A 20243-nucleotide genomic window follows, 5' to 3' on the forward strand; every position below is an offset into this window, starting at 1 on the left:
TAAGCGTGTGAATATTTTATACGTGTCAAACCCTTCCGTTTAGGATATTAAACGAAAATCAGGTTGTGGGTATCAACTTCCACGTCATTGTCGCAGGAGAATGGATGACTTGGTTTCGTGAAAGCATAGGTTCATACAATCCATTCCACCACGGAGGAAGGAAGTTTTCATACCAAGGAGAGAGTGGATTTTCACTCTGTCCACCGGGATAAATACCATATCCTTGGTCACTCGCCAGATTCATCACGAATCGCCAACTCGGGCCAGCTGTTGCATTTGGAAATCCATCAGCTGCGTCAACGGTCCAGCTGTCGCCGCTACCGGGGCGTGGCCCATAGCCTAATGAGGCTACCTGTGTTAACGAGGGGACTGCGCGAAAATGTATGCGACCCCACGTCCAAGAAGAAACGGGTCCTGCCAAGTGGCTGTGGAGTGTGGAGACCGCTTGTAAAAACGAGATTTTCATAACCTGTGCGGAATCCCTTTTCGTACTTCCCGGAGGTGAGAACGCTGCGTTGGTTGGTTCATCGTCCAGAATTGCAGATCCTCGTCTAATGGAGCATTCCCGGGAGTTATCGCCAGATTGGCATCGGCATTCACGTTGACGTGATCCACTTTCCACCAAGGGGAAAACGTGTTTTTCAGATAATCTGTCCAAAATGTCCACCAGAGTGTTGCGGCCGCGGAGTTCACACTCATGTGATCATTCCAGCGCGACAAGATCATTCGCGCTTGAGCAGGTTGTGACGGGAGATTGGTTCCGTTTAGGGTATGAAGCAGAATCGGTACAATCTGTTCTGCCAGAATGTCTCTCGTGTCATTTTGGAGGGTTTCCATGTCTTTGACGGTGAGATGCTTCGCGTTATGTAGTGTTTTATAGATTTCGTCTGCCCGATACCCATTCGAGAAAAAATCGGCGGACGTACCGATATAGTAGGGATAGTTTGCACTGACGACGCGTTGATTGGCTGAAAAGACGATTCCGCTTGGCGGGTTGTAAACGTGGGGGATATCTTGATAAGGAATTGTTCCAACAATCTTTGCAGTTCCGTTCCCAGGGAGGGGTAGCCAAGGATCTGGAGTGTTTACAATTGGATAGTATCCGGCAGAAATCATGCCGATGTTTCCGGCACGGTCTGCATAGACGAAATTTTGGGTGGGGGCATGCCAGTTGCGCAAGGCGGATTGGAAATCGGGAAAATTTTTGGCGCGCACCACATCAAGCATACTTTGAAGATCAGGGCTTGGGAGATTACCCATCCAATCGACAGCTAGAGTCATTCCGGATTGTGTAAGCACAGGCCCTTGTTTTGCAATTTGCACGATGAGCGATACGGGTGCTTTTCCTTTGACGGGTATTTGATAGCGCACGCGCTGAAATGGAATGTATCGATTTTTATAAAGATATTGGCCAGGATACTTTGGATTGGTGTACTCGTGGTAAAAAAATGTTGATTGATTCTGTACATCGGTCAGGCTCCAGCTTATGGAGCGATTGTGACCAATGAGAATGATTGGAAGGCCGGGAACACTCACCCCGCTAAAATGAAAACTTGGTGATGACCCGCTAACTTGGTACCAAATGGAGGGGAGTGTCAGATTGAGGTGAGGATCGCCCGCCATGAGTGGCTTTCCGGAAGCTGTACGGAATCCCGAGACTGCCCAATTGTTGCTGTTTGAGTAAGTGTGAATAAGCCCTTTTGGTAATTGTTCGAATTCATGCGCCAAAACGTTTGCGGCGTGCGCCTCGCCCACTGTGACAGACTGCTCAAAGGATATGGGAACGGCGGCGGCGTGCGTGTAGGGACCTGGATCGTATGGGTGTTGCACTGTTTTTGCGATAACAGGAAACCAATCCATCGCGCGTTTGTATCCTAATGCGTGAACAAGGATCGCATAATCGATCGGCGTTGTCGAAAAATCGAGTGTTTGAGTCATATCTCCCTGAATGACCAAGGAGTCAACGGGCGTCCACGGCGCAGGTGTGTAATTGAGCAGTTTGAACATCGTGGGAAGTTGATGTGTCTTCTCGTCAAATGATATTCGTGCATTGACACCTTTAGAGAATGCGGTCAACGCTTGATGCGCAGTACTGGAAGCCGGCGTCGTGAGCCATTCTTTGACGGCTGTACGACTGATTCCTAACGTGTCTTCAAATTGATCGGAAGGAAGTGTGTCTTGCCCAACAACTTGAGAGAGTAACCCCTCACCTTGCCGTCTCATCAGATCCATTTGAAAGAGTCGAAATGTAGCCTGAAGGTAGCCCATTGCAAAAAAAAGATCCGCGTTCGTTTTCGCATCGATGTATGCGCTTCCGTTTGCGGTAAACGAGATTTGTGCGGGTTGCTGTAAGCCGGCAAGAGCAATGGAGCGATTTCGAGGCAGTAAGGCGCCGGCAACTATGGTAAAAACACCGGTGGAGGGGTTTAATAAAGTGCCTAGAGGAGGCAATGACCCCATTCCTGTTGCGCTAACATCAAGAATGGCTAAGCTAAAGAGAGAAGAAAGGGTAAGATTAAGAGTTTTACGCCATTTCATCAAAAGTAGCGCACCTCCATGGTGCGGATCGCATCACACGGGGTGCAATCCAACACGTTTCTTGAATGGTTATTGTCAATATGCACTCATCATTGCCTCAAGGTGGCGTTTTCGATCAGGCCACTCCTCATCAATGATGCTGTAATAAACGGTGTCCCGTATATATCCGTCGTGTAAGATGCGATGCTTGCGAAGAATGCCCTCTTTTGTTGCGCCAATTCGCGCAATCGCCTGCTGAGAGCGCACATTGCGCGCGTCCGTTTTCAGTTGGACCCGAACCATCCCTAATGTCTCAAAACCGTGTCTGAGGAGGAGGTATTTACACTCTGTATTAATCGCGGTGCGCCAAACGCGCGGAGCGAGCCATGTCCAGCCGATCTCGACGTGACGATTTGCTGCGGAGTAGTCCAAATAACGCGTACTACCGATCAGTTGATTTGTGGCATGCTCCCGTATCGCGTAGGGAAAATCAATGCCCTCGCGTTTGTCAATCAACGCACGTTCTACAATTTCGGCCATGTCTTCCTTTGTGTGAACAGACGAAGGGAGATAAGTCCAAATTTGTTCATCTTGGCATGTGAGAAAAAGTTCATCTATGTGTTCTTCACGGAGTGGGATGAGCGTCACTTGGCGTCCGGTTAATTCGGGTAGGTTAAGCATGTTCATCTTCCTTTTGAAATTCTCTATAAGGTTAATGAGTGGATAAGAAGAGCTTGCGTACCCATCATACTAGAATTCACAGATGAAACATAGCTGTCACATTTCCGAAAATGTTTTCGGAACGTTAAATAGATGAAAAAAGTTTTTTGTTCAATCTATTGAAACATGTAAGCGATTACTTTATGATGATCGCATAGGAAACTTCTATATTTTCACGGGATAGTGTTAGGTTTGTTCACGATTCCTAAAATATAGAGGTAGAAACGTTGGTGGAACCGAAATCCTTTTCGGTCGATTGTCAATTCACAAGGGGGGTCAAAGAATGAAACATCGTAAAAAAATAGGACTTGTCAGCGCAGCGGTTCTCGTCGGGACGCTCGCTGGTTTCACGCAACCGTCGCACGCTGTCGCGCGACTCGGCCAGCATGCAGCGAAACACGCAAGCGCAAACACGACACCGCTTACCATTGTTCCGGGACCAAACGGGGATTTTCAAAATGATTTCAACCCATTCTCACCTGCTGCGAATTACGGAACGATCGGACTGATTTACCAACCGCTTTTCTATTTTGACAACATCAGTGGAAAAACCTATCCGCTCATGGGCATGTCGTATTCGTGGACGAACGCGAACAAAACGTTAATCGTACATTTACGCAATGCGAAGTGGTCGAATGGAACCGCATTCACGTCGAGTGACGTTGTTTTTACATTTGATCTGCTGAAAAAGTATCCTGCGGCAGACGCGAACGGTGTGTGGTCACAGCTTTCCTCGGTGCAGGCGAGAGGTCCTCACGAAGTGGTCTTTCAGTTCAAACAGGCGAATGTTCCATTTGCCTCTTACGTTCTAGAGCAATTCATTGTACCGCAACGCGTCTGGGCGAAACTTGGCGACCCGACAAAGGTCGGCGCGATGCAACCGATGGGTACTGGACCTTACATTCTGTCCTCTTTTAACGCTCAAGATTATAAATTCTACTCTAATCTTCAATATTGGGGCGGTCCTCCGGTCGTCCGCAATCTCGACTTTCCTGCGTATTCTGGTAACCAGAGTGCAGACTTGGCGCTCGCAACCGGGCAAATCGCGTGGGCAGGGATTTTTATTCCGAGCATTCAGTCGATCTATGCGTCAAAGAATCCGCACAATAAGTACTGGTTTCCGCCGTCAAACGTTGTCATGCTCTATACGAATCTGCAAGATCCACTGTTGAGCCAACTCCCTGTGCGTCAGGCCATGAGTCTTGCGATCAACCGCAATCAACTCTATTTGCAAGGGGAGTACGGTTATGAGCCGCCAGCGAGCCCCACGGGACTCGTGCTTCCGAACAATAAGGCGTGGGTGGATCACGCTCTTCCGAAGCAGGATCTCGCCTTCTCATACAACCCGGCCAAAGCGATACAAATTCTTGAAAAGGCCGGATTTAAGAAAAATGCGCAAGGCATTTTTTCCAAAAACGGGAAACCGCTCTCCTTTACGCTACAAGTTGTCTCTGGTTGGACCGACTGGGATACGGATGCTTCCCTCATAGCCAACCAACTCGGGAAAATTGGCATCAAGGTGAACGTACAAGAGGAGCAGTTTGGAGCATACTTCAGCAACATCAACAGTGCCAAGAAAAACTATCAACTGGCCATTTCCTGGACGAATACGGGACCGTCCCCTTACTTCCTGTATCAGAACATGTTAAACAGTAAGGGATCCTTCAACGTCGAACAGTTGCGCAATGCGACGGTCGATCACGCGCTCCAGATGTTCTCTCAAACCTCATCGTCAGCGGTTCAACACCAGGCGATCAATACGCTTGAAAAGTACATGGCAGAGCAGCTTCCGAGCATTCCACTCGTGTTTGGTGCTACATGGAATGAGTATAACGACACGAACTATACAGGGTGGCCAACGGCGAGCAATCCGTATGTGAACCCAGCGCCCTTTACTCCAATTTCAGTAGGCATTGTCTTGACCCACTTGAAACCTGTCAACTAAGGTTGATTCACCTATTGACACGTTGGGAAAAGCGTGACTTGTTCCGGAAGATGCATCGAAGTTCGATGGATCTTCCGGGCGCCTATTTGAGAGTCTTTGTGTAAGGGGGAAATGCAATGCGTTATTTTTTTAATCGCTTAGGGTTCCTGCTCATCTCACTCTGGGCAGCCGTCACACTCAACTTTGTCCTGCCGCGGCTCATGCCCGGCAACCCGGCGGAGATCATGTTTGCCAAGTTTCAGGGACGCATGCTTCCGCAGGAACTGCACGCACTTGAGTTGCAGTTTGGATTCAGCAATCAACCGTGGCCAATTCAATACTTCCAATATCTTGGTAATATGATCACAGGGCATTTTGGCCTATCCTTTACGTATTATCCTGTACCTGTTGCGACGGTAATCGCCACCAGTTTACCTTGGACGATCGGTGCAGTGGGATTTGCGACGCTGCTCTCGGTGATTGTGGGTTCTTTTGGTGGAATTCTGATCGCTTGGCGACGCGGTGGAATGCTCGATCGCACCCTTCCAATCGCCACGATGTTTTTTCAAGCGATTCCCTATAACTGGAGTGCCTTTATGTTGCTTTTCGTTTTCGGGTTTACGTTGAATTGGTTTCCGATGTACCACAGTTATGGAACGAATCAGACACCAGGTTTTAATTGGCCATTTCTTTCTAGCGTTTTACGGCACGGCGTTCTCCCTGTCGCCACGATTTTTATCAGTGGCGTCAGCGGCTGGATTATCGGAATGCGCAACAACATGATCAACACGCTCGGCGAAGACTACGTTGTCTTTGCAGAAGCGAAAGGAGTCTCTGCGCGGCGTTTGATGTTTTCGTACGCGGCGCGAAACGCATTGCTCCCTCAGGTGACGGGTTTGGCGATTGCGCTCAGTTCGATTGTCGGCGGCTCGATTCTCATGGAGCAGGTTTTTTCGTACCCCGGTATCGGCTTTCAACTCAACACGGCAGTATCCAATGAAGATTATCCGCTGATTCAAGGCATGTTTCTCATCATCGCGCTGTGCGTTTTGATCGCGAACTTTATCGTCGACATGGTCTATGCGAGGCTTGATCCACGCGTGCGCACAGGGGGTGCATCGTCGTGATCGCGGAAGCTACACTGCCTAAATCACAGCCGCCTGCCGTGGTTAAAAAGAAACGATGGAGGAATTTGCGCGCCTTTGTTCGCAATCCGCGCGCGATTGCGGGCATGAGCATTCTCGGGATCTTTGTCTTTATCGCCGTATTTGCTCCGTGGATTGCTCGCTACAATCCACAAGCCACGGAATTTCTGCCGTCGCAGGGACCGAGCGCAGCGCACTGGTTCGGCACGACCAACACGGGTCAGGATCTTTTTTCACAGTTTGTGTGGGGGACGCAAACGACACTCTTGGTCGGGTTTGGCGGAGGGACCATTCAATTGATTCTAGGTCTCACCATCGGCATGTATGGCGGCTATAAGGGCGGCGTTATTGATGCGATCTTAAACGTCCTATCGAACATTTTCCTCGTGTTGCCCGCATTGGCGCTGCTTATCGTTATTGAATCCTACATTCGTAACACGACACCGCTTATCAACGGACTAATCATCGGGCTTACCGGGTGGGCGTGGGGCGCGCGCGTCTTTCGAGCGCAGACGATGTCTTTGGTGGGTCGCGACTTTGTGGTCGCCGCGAAGCTCTCTGGTCAGTCTGATTGGCGAATCATGTTTACCGAAATTCTCCCTAACATGTACTCAATTGCCGCATCCAGCTTTATGTACTCGTGTCTCGGTGCCATTCTCGCCGAGGCGGGACTCGCCTATCTCGGGCTTGAAAACCTGAATTCTAACAGTTGGGGAACGATTCTCTACTGGGCGTTTAACGGTGACGCAATGTTAACCGGCGCCTGGTACTGGTTTGTGCCGCCAGGTCTCGCGATTGCGCTTGTTGGCATGAGCTTTGCCTTGATGAATTTTGCAATGGATCAGATCACGAATCCGCGACTCAACGTGGCGAAGCGAAGGGGGAGCCAACGTGACAGAGCGTAAACCTGTCCTCGAAATCGAGCATCTCTCTGTTGCGTATGACTCACCGCGCGGCCCCGTCCAGGCAGTTAACGACGTTTCGCTCGCGATCTATGAAGAGGAGATCGTCGGGCTGGTCGGGGAATCAGGTTCTGGGAAATCGACCATGGCGTACGCGATCATGCGGTTATTAAAAGGTGTGGCGTATGTTACAGGCGGAAGCATCAAAATCAACGGTAAAGATGTTTACGGTTTATCCAAGCAGGAGTTACGGGCGTTTCGCTGGGCTGAGATGGCAATGGTGTTTCAAAGTGCGATGAGCGCGCTCAATCCAGTGATGACCGTCGAACAGCAGATTGCAGATACGATCCGCAGTCATCAGAAAAATGCGTCGTCTGCGGAGATTCGCAAGCGCGCGGAAGAGCTTCTCGACCTTGTGCGCATTGATCGCAAGCATCTCAAAAGCTATCCGCATCAACTCTCGGGTGGGATGAAACAGCGTGTCGTTATCGCGATTGCGATTTGTCTCAAGCCGTCGCTTGTGATCATGGATGAGCCGACGACTGCGCTCGACGTGGTGGTGCAGCGCTCGATTCTGGATCAGATTCAGGAGATTCAACGCGAGGTAAAGTTCGCCATTCTCTTCATCAGCCATGATTTCAGTCTCGTCTCCGAACTCGCTTCACGCGTGGCAATCATGTACGCGGGGCGCGTGGTTGAGTTGGCGGGCAGTCGCCGACTCCGCGTCGCCGGTGAGCATCACCCGTATACAGAGGGCTTGTTACGGGCGATTCCGCGTTTGACGGCGGATGATGTTGTGATTGAGGGAATTCCCGGCAATCCGCCGAATCTCGTGGAACTCCCGAGTGGATGTGCGTTTCATCCGCGCTGCGCACACGCGACAGAGCGCTGTGCCGTGGAGGAACCGCGGCTGCAAAAGACGGGACAGGCGGAAATTGCGTGCCACTTGTTCCAGGGTCGGGAGGTTCCCCAACATGTCTGATGATCCACTTTTACGTGTAGATGAGCTTGTCGTGCGTTTTCCCATAAAGGCAAACGGTCAGAAAACGTTTATCCGCCCGGTTGATCGGGTGTCATTTTTCATACGCGAGGGTGAGGTTCTCGCGTTGGTTGGTGAGTCGGGAAGCGGAAAAACGACAATTGGGAAAGCCATGATGCGCATTCTTGAACCGACGAGCGGCTCGATTCTTTTTGATCAAAAAGAAGTAGGGCATGTGCGGGGGAGGAAACTGATCGATTATCGCACGAGTGTTCAAATGATCTTTCAGGACCCGTTTGGTTCACTGAATCCTGTGCGAACGATCGAGCAACACCTTCAGTTTCCGCTGCAAAAGCATCAGCAGTTGCGTGGGCAGGCGCTTGATGAGCGAATCACCAGCTTGCTTGAGCAGGTGGGATTGACTCCTGTCGCGGAAACGCGGATCAAGTACCCGCACGAGTTATCCGGAGGCCAACGCCAGCGTGTCGCGATTGCGCGCGCTCTCGCGGTGGGTCCGCGCTTTCTCGTGGCGGACGAACCCATTTCGATGCTGGATGTATCCATTCGCGCGGGTATCCTGCGACTTATGAATGAGTTGAAGGAGCAGTATCGGCTGGCATTTCTCTATATTACTCATGATCTTGCGTCTGCGCGTTACTTTGGGGATCGCATTATGGTAATGTATGGCGGTAAAATTATGGAGAGTGCTGATTCGCGTGAATTGTTGCGCAGACCGCTCCATCCCTACACGCAACTGCTGCTTGCGGCGACTCCTGGTCACGAAGAGAAGCAGGCATTGCCGGAAACGAGCAATCTGCCTCCGAATTTGGCGGAGTCGCGCAAAGGCTGTCCGTTTGCTTCGCGGTGTCCGCATGTCACGGCACAGTGTGAGCAAGAAGAACCGAAGCTTGAAGAGATTACTGATTCACACGCTGTCGCCTGTCATCTTGTGTCAACGTGACGTGTGTTTGAGGATGATGTGTAGGAAGGAGGAAGCCATTCTATGCCTTCCATTCGGGATGTGGCAGAAAGAGCCGGTGTATCGATTACAGCGGTTTCGCGTGCACTGAATGACTACCCAGACATTAATGCGGATACAAAGGCGCGCATTCTGCGCGTTGTGGAAGAGATGCGCTATTATCCAAAAGCGTCTGCCCGCAGTTTGGTTATGAATAAATCGAACATCATTGGCGTGTATTATCCAACCCGTGACGGGATTGGATTTCAACAGCCGTTTATCGGGACGATGCTCGATATCTTTAAAGATGAGATTGGGAAACTGGGCTATGACTTGATGATCCTTGGCAATTCGACAGCTCCTTTTGATAGTTTCAGCCTGTTTGAACGGGTGAAACATCGAGAGGTTGATGGCGTTGTTCTGCTGGGGAAAACAGATGAGACGATTAAACAGCTGGCTGAGTCAAATGTTCCTCTGGTAGGCATTGATCATTTTGTTACAGGGCCACGCTGTGGCTCCGTGACCTCGGAGAATCGACGCGCCGTGCATGACGCAGTGGAGCGGCTTGTGCGGGGGGGATACCAGAGGATTGCATTTGCTCACGGGCCGCTTGATTTGCCTGTCGCGGTGGAACGATTGCAAGGGTTTTACAGTGGGATGGCGGCGATGGGGCGTGCGGTGGAGCGTGCATGGGTTGTAGACGGGTCTTTCTCACTCGAAGGTGGGGTCGCATCTGCTAAGGCGCTTCTCGCATGCGCCTCGATGCCGGACGTTGTTCTTTGTGCGGCGGATATTACTGCGATCGGGATCATGCAGGAGTTTTTTCGATCAGGCATCTCGATTCCAGATGATGTGAGCTTGGTCGGATTTGACGACATAGCGGCAGCGAGTTATGTCTATCCTCCGTTGACGACAATTCGCCAAGATGTAAATGGGCTTGGAAAACGCGCTGCACAAATGATGGTGGATTTGATTGAGGGTGGAAGCGATGCATTTCCGATGCACTATGTATTGCCAACCGAGTTTATCGTACGCAATAGCACAAGGAACATGTGATGTGCCGGTGCGATGCAAGTTGTGCGATTTAATAGATACGGAATGGGGGATTGTCCTTGGGAATTACGCTTTGGGATGACATGATGAAGGTGAATTTTCCAAAGGATTTTGTGTGGGGGGTCGCATCGTCTTCCTATCAGATTGAAGGTGGGGTTAACAAGGATGGTCGCGGTTCGACGATCTGGGACGACTTTTGCGCGATGCCAGGCGTGATTGCGGATGGTTCTGACGGAGCGGTTGCGTGTGATCACTACCATCGCTATCGCGAAGATTTTGCGTTGATGCAATCGATGGGGATTAAGCATTATCGTTTCTCGCTTGCGTGGTCGCGCTTGTACCCGGACGGGGACGGTGAGTTGAACCAGGCAGGACTGACTTTTTACACGAGACTTTTGGATGCGCTGGACGAGTACGGCATCGAACCGATGGTGACACTTTACCACTGGGATTTGCCTTCGGCGCTACAGGCGCGGGGTGGGTGGGCCAATCGGGAGACTGCCTATGCGTTTGCGCGTTATGCAAAAGCGGTCTTCGCGTTTTTTGGACATCGCGTGCGAAGGTTCATCACCCACAATGAGCCGTGGTGCACCGCGTATCTCGGTCACGGGATTGGCATTCACGCGCCCGGAATTCGCAACCACGCGCAAATGCTCGATGTTGCGCACCATCTGATGCTCTCCCACGGACTCGCTGTGCAGGCATATCGAGCGGCGGGCTTTGCAGGGGAGATCGGTATTACACTCAATCTAAACCAAGTATATCCTGAAACAGAACGCGCGGAGGACATTTTGGCGGCCGAGCGAATCGGTGTCTTTCACAACGGTTGGTTTCTCGATCCCATTCTTAAGGGAAGCTATTCGAGTTTGTTTGGTGAGGTCTTTGGGAAGATGCCTGCTGCAATACAAGAAGGCGATCTTGAAGTGATTGCACAGCCGATCGATTTCTTGGGGATTAACTATTACTCCTATAGCGTAGTGGCGCATGATGAGAACAGCGCGCACGCCAAAACGCGCAATGTCACACCTCACGATCGCGTGACCGACATGGATTGGCCCATTCTGGGTCAGGGATTGCGTGATTTATTGATTGATTTGCATCAAACGTACGGAAAGGTGCCGCTCTATATCACGGAGAATGGCTGTGCGCAGATCGATCGTCTTGAAGGGGATCGCGTTCATGACATTTCGCGAATCAACTATTTGAGCGAACATTTTGCGGCGCTCAGCGATGCACTTCTTCAGGGTGTTCCGCTGCTTGGCTATTACGCATGGACGTTTATGGATAATTTTGAGTGGGGTTACGGATACACGAAAACGTTTGGTCTTGTGTATGTCGATTGGGCGACACAGACCAGAATTCCCAAAGACAGCGCATTTTGGTACGCTGAGTTGCTTCGCTCGTTCGACCATTAGCCTGTGTCGCCGAGGTAGCGGAATGATTTGCTTTCTCTTTGAAGGGGATGTATAATCATGAAGTTACTTGGAGCTGTGGTGTAGTGGCCTAACATGCCTGCCTGTCACGCAGGAGATCGCGGGTTCGAATCCCGTCAGCTCCGCCATAGTGCGGTGATTGCGTTCTTCGGCGCGATCGCCGCATTATTTTATGTTCTGGAGGTGACCGCGTGTATCACATTCTGGTCGTTGAAGACGAAGAAGCGATTTCAGATATTCTCCAGTTTCATCTTGAAAAGGCTGGGTATCAAGTGATTACGGCAGCCGATGGAGAAGAGGCCCTTCGCGTGGCGCGCGAACAGTCGATGGATCTCGTACTCCTCGATGTGATGCTCCCGAAAAAAGACGGCTACGAGGTTTGCAAAGAGATACGCCAGTTTTCACAAGTTCCGGTCATCATGTTGACAGCGAGGGACTCCGAAGTGGATAAAGTATTGGGGCTCGAGCTTGGCGCGGATGATTATGTGACGAAGCCTTTTAGTTCACGCGAATTGATGGCGCGTGTCAAAGCGAACTTGCGTAGAACAGCGCAACCTGACGAGAGTTCGGTTTTGACGCAGCGCGAGCATATCGTCCACGGCGATTTGCGCATTGATATGAATCTCATTCAAGTGTTTCGCGACGGCGTGGAGATTCCACTGACGCATCGCGAATTTGAGCTATTGTTATTTCTCGTCAGGCACCCAGGTGTCGTGTTTAGCCGAACGCAATTGCTTCAGGATGTTTGGGGGTATGACTATCTCGGGGATGAGCGAACCGTCGATGTGACCGTTCGCCGCATGCGTGAGAAATTGGAGCTCGATCCAAGCAATCCAGTCTATCTTCTCACGCGACGCGGGACAGGCTATTTCTTTCGTAAGCCATGATGCGACGCAGGCTTGTGATGCAAAATGAGACCGCCAAGCCTGCCGTGCGCCGTTTCCCATTTTTTTCAAGCGTGCGCTGGAAATTGCTCGTCGTGTATCTGCTTTTGATTCTTTTTGCCATGCAGTTGATTGGCGCCTATTTTGTGCAGTCGCTGCACCACTATTTTGTGGATGCGTTTGAACGTTCGATTTCTCAAGAAGCTACCTTTTTATCGAGCACACTCCAACCTACGCTCGGCGCAAATCGGCCGCTTGGTTTCTACAGTCGCGACCTCGTACACGCGATTGCCCACATCTCAAATGCCACCATCTATGTTCTCGACAAGGATGGCAATGTTCTGGCGACGTCTGGCAATCCGTATCTGGTTGGACTCAAACGCGTGGACCCTGAAGTGACCAGCGCGTTGCTTGGCTTACAGGATACGCAAATTGCGCTCGATCCATCCACATCGCAACGGCAACTCTACTTTTCTCAACCCCTCCACTTTCACGGTCAGATCGTCGGCGCTGTCGAATTTGTCGCACCGATGCAATCGGTTGATCATTCCATCTCGATTATCACGTTGCTGTTTGCCACAGGCACTCTACTCGCTTTGGCGCTCACTGCGTTTTTGGCGGTGATCATTGCGCAAACGATCACGGGCCCTATCTCGGCGATCACGCAACGCACGCGTGAATTGGCGGCAGGAAATTTTGACTCAACAGTGCAAGTTCGCTCCAATGATGAAATTGGTGAACTCGCATCGACGTTTAATATGTTGACGCGCAGGCTACAGCAGTCGATCGCCAATACCGAGCAGGAAAAGGGACGTTTGCAAGCCGTGATGTCGAACATGAGTGAAGGCGTGATTGCCGTTGATCGAAAGTTTCGGGTGCTGTTACTGAACCCTGCAGCAGGCAGGCTTTTGGGACGGGCTCCTGAACAATTGGTGGGAGAATTTATCACGTCTCACCTCGATGTGGACGGTGATCGCACGGAACCGATGATTATCGATTTATTGGGACGTTTTGTGGAGGTTTCGCTGACAGCGCTTCAGCGAAGGTCAAGCCGCACGGAATCGGTAGAGATGCGAGAAGACTTTGGCGGTTATCTGATCGTGCTTCGCGACGTCACGGCGGAGACGCGTCTAGAAGAGTCCCGCAAGCGGTTTGTCGCTGACGTTTCCCACGAACTCCGCACGCCGATTACGTCGCTGAAGAGTTATTTGGAGGCGTTATTAGAAGGAGCGCGCGAAGACCCTGTGACCGAGGATAAATTTCTTCGCGTAATGGAAAGAGAGACGGATCGCATGGCCCGGTTGATACGGGATCTGCTCCAACTCTCGCGCTTTGACAGTGGTTACGAAGCACTCCACTGTGAGCCTGTTCCTGTAGAAGTATTGCTCCATCGCGTGACAGAGCGCTTCTCGCTACTCGCGTTTCAGTCAAATATTCAATTCATCACGAAGTTGAGCGACACGGGTGTGTGGATTCAGATTGATCGCGATCGCATTGAACAGGCGATCGACAACATCATTTCTAATGCGCTGAAGTACACGCCATCAGGAGGCAAGATCACAGTTGATGCGCGCATGGATGAGTCGAAAGAGTGGGTAATGCTCACCATCTCAGACACAGGGTCGGGAATCGATCCGCGAGAGTTGCCACACATTTTTGAGCGGTTTTATCGCGTCGATCTCTCGCGGGCGCGCCAGTTGGGCGGAAGTGGATTGGGACTGTCGATTGCAAAAGAAATCATCGAGGCGCATGGAGGAACGATTCGTGCAACAAGTGCACGGAATGAAGGAACAGCCTTTGTGATTGGACTTCCGGTTTGTGAAGGGGAGATCGAGGATGAGCATGCGTAAGCGATTCAACGTCTCTCCTGCACGCCGCTTCTGGCACTTTATCTCGACACCTCTTTTAATCCTTGCGGTTCTCGCGAGCATCCTCTTTACATTTCTCATATGGTTTGGTTCACCGATTCCTGTTCAGAGTGCGCGCAACGGTTTTTACACAAGCCCGAAACTGGGGGCGCCAAGCACCTTGACGCGTTTGTTTTTGCCCCACCAAGTGTGGCTTTGGACGGGCCATCAGCAATTGTATTCGTATCCTGTACAAAGCAGTTTTGTGTCAAAACTTTTGTCTGCGTTGCACGGCGCAACTACAGTTACCGTCACACCAGCGAAAACGGCAAAAGCGCGCGGGGGGGAGAGTTATCTTGAACTTGATTACGCCACGTATGGTGAGGTAGGCTCCCCGATTCAGGAATTGTTTCCTTCTTTGACGCAGGCGCTGTCTGTTCGAAATGTGTACATAAAGCCAGGCGCCAAGCGTGACACGGTGAATCTCGTCGTGGTTGACCAGCAAGGCGCTGTATTTAATATGCGCGCGTCAGGGGTTCGACTAAACGGCCTATCGCTTACAGAACCGGACGCATCCGCTGTCCCTTACGCCCAGATTCCGATCAATGGGCGAGAGCTTCGCCTTCCTTACACCAATTCGGTCATGCCGATTGAAATCTGGTCACTCAAACAGCAGGATATTAGCGGGGTCATCGATTCCTACTTTGCAGACCCTAGCGCCGTGATTCCGATCGTCGACAGTATTCATAAAACGCTTTACACCGATGGACTGCGTGCAGTGTGGTTATCGTCGGCAAGTTTTGGACCCACAATCGCATATCGCAATCCGCAAACGGGGAATGTGATACCTCGTACAGGGCACTCGCCGCTCGACACCGCCGTTCAGTTTATCAATGACCACGGTGGCTTCCTCAGCAATCAAACATCTCAGGGAATTTCCGCCATCAAACGCTCGCCGGACATGACGGAGATCATCTTTTCACTCTCGGAAGACGGGTTTCCTGTGTTTGGTCAGTTTGGATCTATGCAGTGCATCGTAAACAATGGGTGGGTGGTGACATTTCGGCGCGCACTCGTTGAGCCTTCCATCCTTGAGGAAACACAACCGCTGCACATTCTTTCTGGCGTTCAACTCATTAGCCGCCTCAGTCCGCGTGAACTCAACAAGATTCGCAGCATCAAACTCGGGTATGGAACGACGCTTTTTAGTTCAGCTGCGATAGAGTTTTTCCCTGTGTACCAGATTACATTTACATCTGGAACAATTTATGTCAAAGCGACAGATGGACAGGTCTTTCACGGAACGGGGATGACTTCATGGACTTCGGTCGAGTAAAAGCCATTCTCACGGTCGTCTTTCTTCTCCTCAATGCTTTTCTCATCCCGCAATGGCTGTATCAACAAATGGACGTGGGAGTGTATGCACAGCAATATGCCGATCAACTCGCGAGCATTCGCGCAGATCTCGCGCAACACAACGTTCAGCTACACGCGGTGGTTCCTTTGACGGATCCGCAGATGTCACAGTTGCGCGTGATTCCTGATCACACCAGTGTTTCTGTGCTCGCTCAGTCGATTTTTGGGGTTCATGATCACATTCGAACGCTAAAGAGCGGAGTGATATCGGGAACAGGAGGAAAGCTGCAAATGATGAGCGCCGGACTTTTTCGCGTAACGTTTAAGCCGCCTCAGGGGATTGAACAGGGTTTTCTAAAAGGGGATTTGGCGAAACGCGTCAAAAGTATTATTGACAAACACGGCTACAATACGGGAGATTACCAGTTGCTTCGCGTTGAGGGCGGAAAGGTGCAACATAATCTGCTTTTTGCGCAGATGTTTGGAGGCTATCCTGATTTCTCGAATTTGTTGAGAGCGCAGGTGGATCGCACTGCGTTGACAGATTACCTACAATCCATGGTAGATGTCCAGCAAACGTATCCGCCACGTACGGTGATGAGTGCGCTCAGTGCACTTTTGTCGATGGTCTCGTACATGGACAAGATGAATTATCACGAGGATAATAGCATTATCGACATGCGTCTGGGATATGTGAGTTTTATTACGTCGAATCAAGGGTATGTTTTGGCGCCTGTTTGGCGCATTGCCACGTTGAAACAGGTATTTTATGTTCACGCGTTTTCGGGTGAAGTCGGGGTGGGAAACATTTCATGAGATGTAGTGTATTGGCGAGTGGAAGTACTGGAAATGCTATTTATGTTGAAACAGATCATACGAGAATTCTCTTGGATGCGGGAATTGGCTTGCGCCAATTACAGCAAGCCTTTGCAGCGATCGAGGTTGACCCGGCAACGCTTGATGCGATTTTGGTCACGCATGAACACTCCGATCACATCAAGGGGTTGGCAGCGCTACTTCGGAAATACGATACGCCGATTTATACATCTGACGGAACATGGGCTCACATTGCTCGCCTGTTTTCGGAAAAGCAGGAGGTGAAGCCGCGCAGCATCAAGGCGGGGATACCCTTTTCACTCGGAGAATTTGTGATTGAACCATTTGCACTGCCTCACGACGCGGAAGAACCTCTGGGGTTTTGTGTGTATGCACAAGGAGAAAAATTGGTTCTGGCCACGGATCTTGGCTATGCGAGTGAACGGATATGCACGGTCGCGCGTGGCGCGCACACCCTCATTCTCGAATCGAACCACGATATCGATATGCTGCGAACGGGCACCTATCCGTGGCATCTAAAGCGACGAATCCTCGGCGATAAGGGGCATCTCTCTAATGCGGCCGCTGGGGAATGCCTGCTTGACATTGTCACGGAGGATACACAGACGGTCTATTTAGCGCATCTCAGTCAAGAAAACAATCGTCCTGAAATCGCGAAAGAAACGGTTGCGACGATGCTCTCGCGCGACGTCTCGCGCACGGAGGCGATTGTGCTGCGCTCGACGAGTCCGACTGCACCAACCGCGCTGGCACCTGTGTGCGTTGCGCGATGAGGCGTTCGCTACATGGGGTGTGGGCGATCGCTTGTTTGTATGTGCGTGACTTTTTATAATTTATGGAGCGAAACGGCTGTAAAGGAGGTTAAGCCATGGGCTATTACGATGACGGTGAGTTTCGCAGTGAGCGGAGGGCGCGGTCTGGCGCTGGAAAGTGGGTTGCAGTTGTAGTCGTTTCGGCGTTGATCGGGTCGGGATCGACGCTTGCGGTGGGCGACTATCTCCTCAACAATTCGGGTGCGCTGGCTGCTGCGACCGATGCTAATTTACAACCGGTCTCAGCGCGTGCGGCTCAGACGATCTCGGTCAATGTAAATGATGGAATTGTCACCGCTGTACGCAAAGTCACGCCCGCGGTCGTCGGTGTGATCAACATGCAATATGCGCCGAATGCGGCGGGAACTGCAAATGTTCTTCAAGAGGCGGGTGTTGGTTCGGGCGTCATTTTTGACCTGCACGGATACATTGTCACCAACAATCACGTTGTTGAAGGCGCGACGAAGGTCGAAGTGGTGTTACACGACGGGCGGCACGTCTATGCGACGGTCGTCGGTACGGATCCATATACAGATCTCGCGGTTTTAAAGATTCCCGGGAGTGATATCAAGCCGCGCAATGTCGCTGTTTTTGGCAACTCGGCGCTGCTTGAGCCAGGGGATCCTGCCATTGCGATCGGGAATCCGGCTGGACTTGATTTTAGTGACAGTGTGACAGTTGGCGTGATTAGCGCGACGCAGCGCACGATGCCTGTTCAGGATGAGGCGACAGGTCAGGTGATTGGCGAGGAGACGGTGCTGCAGACGGATGCGGCGATCAACCCGGGTAATTCTGGCGGTCCTCTTTGTAACATTGATGGGCAGATCATTGGGATTAACAGTTCAAAGATTGTCGCCAAGGGATTTGAGGGGATGGGCTTCTCTATCCCGATCAATGAGGTGCGAACGATTGCGACGGAGATTGTTCAGACGGGGCATGCATCCCACCCGGCGCTCGGCATCGAAGGAGAGTCACTCGCTGCCGTGCCGCAAGAGTATCAGCCGAATGTTCCTGTGAATTATGGGGTTTGGGTATACAAGGTTGACAGCAACTCGGCGAAGGCTTCTGGCATTGAGCACGGCGACGTCATCGTTGGGATCAATCAGTATAAAATTACTGGGTTCTCTGATTTGCGCGCAGTCCTTTGGGATCACTTCAAAGCGGGGGATAAGGTTCAGGTTACGTATTATCGCGGTCAGCAAAAGTATACCTCACCGCTTGTGTTAGGCCAACTGCCACCATATCAGCCACCAACGGCGTCAAGCAGTATTGGCGGGGGATCGTTTGTGATCCCCAATCCATTCTCAGGTGGCGGCGGGAGTGGAAGCGGCAGCGGCAGTGGATTCTCGTTCCCGTAAAGCACTCTCCTGGATTGCACCTCAAGCCTTGAATTCAATGTGGGCATGATGGGATGGAGAGGGGATCACTCGCATGCAGATCGTGATCGTGGCTGTCGGTAAGGTGAAAGAGCGTTACTGGCGGGATGCCGAGGCTGAGTATCGAAAGCGTTTGTCCCCTTACGCGACGGTTCAAGTCGTCGAGGTTGCGGACGAGGCGGATGGAAAAGACATGAATCGGGTGCTTGACGAGGAAGGTGCACGGATTCTCTCACAACTGCGCGAACGCGACTATGTGGTCGCGCTCGCCATTGACGGTGAAGTGGTTACGTCGCCTCAACTGGCGGCTCGATTGGAGCGTATGAGCGCGCGCGGATCGGGTCGCTATGTGTTTATCATTGGTGGATCCAATGGTCTCTCCCCCGCTGTGTTGCAGCGGTCGGATTGGCATTTGAGTTTCTCGGCGTTAACGTTTCCTCACCAGATGATGCGGACGATGCTGCTGGAGCAGATCTATCGCGCGTTTCGAATTAAGCAGGGTGCGTCGTACCACAAGTGATTCACGGCGCCCGCAGTTAGGTTCAAGCGTTCGTAGCTTCTACGTCAGCCAGAAACTCCCTTAAGACGCGCGCGAATTCCTCTGGTTCCTCCTGGATGGTCATGTGTGCACTGTGTTCAAAAACGTGAAAACGCGCTCCGGCTACCAAGCTGGCGTAATAGGCTGTGGTCTCAGGTGTGGCTTCGTCATACCTTCCACATGTGAAAAGACTCGGTAGCGTCAACTCGCCCATGCGCCCTGTCACGTCGAAGGTTTTCAATGTCCCTGTCACCGTAAACTCAGACGCGCCCCACATCGTTTCATAGACTTGGTGATTGGTGACGGCAAATGCGTCAAGAATCTTTTGCGGCCACGGGTCGAGCCGACAAACGTGGCGTCGATAAAACAGCATCATTGCTTCTTGATACGCTTCTGTGTCGGTTGATCCGTCACGCTCGCAGCGTTCGATCACATCCTGAACACGTTGAGGAAATGCCTTTAGGTATGCGCGTTGATCGCGTTCCCACATCGGTGCGCTGAGTGCTGGACTCGAAAAGGTGACGCTGTGAACACCCACCGGTTTTGTGGGCATCGCGAGTGTGCTTTCGCTGTGCTCGCGATCCGCTTTGCCATCGACCAAGCTGCCACTTGCAAAGCCCAGGAGATACGCTGCTGCGAGCATGGTGCCCCACGAGTGGCCGAGAAGATGCACCTCATCGAGGCCGAGCGCTGACCTTACTTGTCCGAGTTCTTCAACGAAGCGCTCCACCTTCCAAAGGGAGGGATCGGTCGGACGGTCCGACTTGCCACTCCCCAGCTGATCATAGTGAATGACGGCGCGGCTATCGCCTAATGTTTGAATGATGTCTGACTCCATGGTCGAGCTTCCAGGACCGCCGTGCATTACGAGCAATGGGATTTTATTGCCGTCCCCAGTTTTTCGGTACCACACATTACCGCCTGTCACTGGAATGAATCCCTCGGTAATTTTTGTCATGAAT

Annotated in this window: 18 protein-coding genes and 1 tRNA gene; 15 read left to right on the plus strand and 4 right to left on the minus strand. The window is 51.5% G+C overall.

Features of this window, described 5'->3' with window-relative positions; all coding sequences use genetic code 11:
- Window positions 1–58: 58 nt before the first annotated feature.
- From AYW79_RS16345 to AYW79_RS02580, 3 genes are all read right to left on the minus strand, one after another.
- Complete coding sequence (locus AYW79_RS16345) at window positions 59–466, minus strand: penicillin acylase family protein (protein WP_067561219.1); 408 nt, start codon at window positions 464–466, stop codon at window positions 59–61.
- Window positions 463–2538 carry a penicillin acylase family protein gene (locus tag AYW79_RS02575; RefSeq protein WP_082806567.1) on the minus strand — a complete coding sequence of 692 codons (2076 nt, stop codon included), beginning with the start codon at window positions 2536–2538 and terminating at the stop codon, window positions 463–465. Before AYW79_RS02575 ends, AYW79_RS16345 begins: the two co-directional genes overlap by 4 nt.
- Window positions 2539–2613: 75 nt before the next feature.
- Entirely contained in the window at window positions 2614–3198 is a 585-nt protein-coding gene (locus tag AYW79_RS02580) for a GNAT family N-acetyltransferase (RefSeq protein ID WP_156481740.1), read from the minus strand.
- Window positions 3199–3520: 322 nt separating this feature from the next.
- On the opposite strand from AYW79_RS02580, the gene AYW79_RS02585 reads away from it, so the two are divergent.
- The 15 genes from AYW79_RS02585 (at window position 3521) to rlmH (ending at window position 19263) form a co-directional block, all read left to right on the plus strand.
- Window positions 3521–5182: an ABC transporter substrate-binding protein gene (locus AYW79_RS02585; RefSeq protein WP_067561225.1), complete on the plus strand. Its 1662-nt coding sequence runs from the start codon at window positions 3521–3523 to the stop codon at window positions 5180–5182.
- 116 nt (window positions 5183–5298) lie between these two features.
- A complete protein-coding gene (locus AYW79_RS02590; protein WP_067561227.1) occupies window positions 5299–6288 on the plus strand; it encodes an ABC transporter permease in 990 nt (329 codons plus the stop codon).
- Window positions 6285–7211, plus strand: a complete 927-nt coding sequence (locus AYW79_RS02595; protein ID WP_231877722.1) for an ABC transporter permease — start codon at window positions 6285–6287, stop codon at window positions 7209–7211. Before AYW79_RS02590 ends, AYW79_RS02595 begins: the two co-directional genes overlap by 4 nt.
- Complete coding sequence (locus AYW79_RS02600; protein WP_067561229.1) at window positions 7198–8190, plus strand: ABC transporter ATP-binding protein; 993 nt, start codon at window positions 7198–7200, stop codon at window positions 8188–8190. Before AYW79_RS02595 ends, AYW79_RS02600 begins: the two co-directional genes overlap by 14 nt.
- On the plus strand, window positions 8183–9148 hold the full coding sequence (locus AYW79_RS02605; RefSeq protein WP_067561231.1) for an ABC transporter ATP-binding protein: 966 nt from the start codon (window positions 8183–8185) through the stop codon (window positions 9146–9148). Before AYW79_RS02600 ends, AYW79_RS02605 begins: the two co-directional genes overlap by 8 nt.
- A 42-nt stretch (window positions 9149–9190) precedes the next feature.
- Window positions 9191–10201: a LacI family DNA-binding transcriptional regulator gene (locus AYW79_RS02610; protein ID WP_067561233.1), complete on the plus strand. Its 1011-nt coding sequence runs from the start codon at window positions 9191–9193 to the stop codon at window positions 10199–10201.
- Window positions 10202–10257: 56 nt separating this feature from the next.
- Window positions 10258–11613 (plus strand): GH1 family beta-glucosidase, encoded by a 1356-nt coding sequence (locus AYW79_RS02615; RefSeq protein WP_231877723.1) that lies wholly within the window; start codon window positions 10258–10260, stop codon window positions 11611–11613.
- Window positions 11614–11682: 69 nt separating this feature from the next.
- Window positions 11683–11759: transfer RNA gene (locus AYW79_RS02620), tRNA-Asp, on the plus strand.
- A gap of 63 nt (window positions 11760–11822) precedes the next feature.
- Window positions 11823–12518: a response regulator gene (locus AYW79_RS02625; RefSeq protein ID WP_067561235.1), complete on the plus strand. Its 696-nt coding sequence runs from the start codon at window positions 11823–11825 to the stop codon at window positions 12516–12518.
- A 17-nt stretch (window positions 12519–12535) separates the two neighbouring features.
- Complete coding sequence (locus AYW79_RS02630; RefSeq protein WP_197460884.1) at window positions 12536–14365, plus strand: ATP-binding protein; 1830 nt, start codon at window positions 12536–12538, stop codon at window positions 14363–14365.
- Complete coding sequence (locus AYW79_RS02635; protein WP_067561237.1) at window positions 14352–15698, plus strand: two-component system activity regulator YycH; 1347 nt, start codon at window positions 14352–14354, stop codon at window positions 15696–15698. The genes AYW79_RS02630 and AYW79_RS02635 overlap by 14 nt, the downstream gene beginning before the upstream one ends.
- Entirely contained in the window at window positions 15680–16534 is an 855-nt protein-coding gene (gene yycI / locus AYW79_RS02640; protein WP_067561239.1) for a two-component system regulatory protein YycI, read from the plus strand. Before AYW79_RS02635 ends, yycI begins: the two co-directional genes overlap by 19 nt.
- Complete coding sequence (locus tag AYW79_RS02645) at window positions 16531–17328, plus strand: MBL fold metallo-hydrolase (protein WP_067561241.1); 798 nt, start codon at window positions 16531–16533, stop codon at window positions 17326–17328. The genes yycI and AYW79_RS02645 overlap by 4 nt, the downstream gene beginning before the upstream one ends.
- 95 nt (window positions 17329–17423) lie before the next feature.
- Window positions 17424–18725 (plus strand): S1C family serine protease, encoded by a 1302-nt coding sequence (locus AYW79_RS02650; RefSeq protein WP_067561243.1) that lies wholly within the window; start codon window positions 17424–17426, stop codon window positions 18723–18725.
- Window positions 18726–18798: 73 nt separating this feature from the next.
- Entirely contained in the window at window positions 18799–19263 is a 465-nt protein-coding gene (gene rlmH / locus AYW79_RS02655) for a 23S rRNA (pseudouridine(1915)-N(3))-methyltransferase RlmH (protein ID WP_067561245.1), read from the plus strand.
- A 22-nt stretch (window positions 19264–19285) separates the two neighbouring features.
- Here the strand turns inward: rlmH and AYW79_RS02660 are convergent, their stop codons facing one another.
- Window positions 19286–20239: an alpha/beta fold hydrolase gene (locus tag AYW79_RS02660; RefSeq protein ID WP_067561247.1), complete on the minus strand. Its 954-nt coding sequence runs from the start codon at window positions 20237–20239 to the stop codon at window positions 19286–19288.
- Window positions 20240–20243 lie beyond the last annotated feature (4 nt).

Origin of the sequence: Ferroacidibacillus organovorans (assembly GCF_001642725.1) — a bacterium.
GTDB classification, from domain to species: Bacteria; Bacillota; Bacilli; order Alicyclobacillales; family SLC66; genus Ferroacidibacillus; species Ferroacidibacillus organovorans.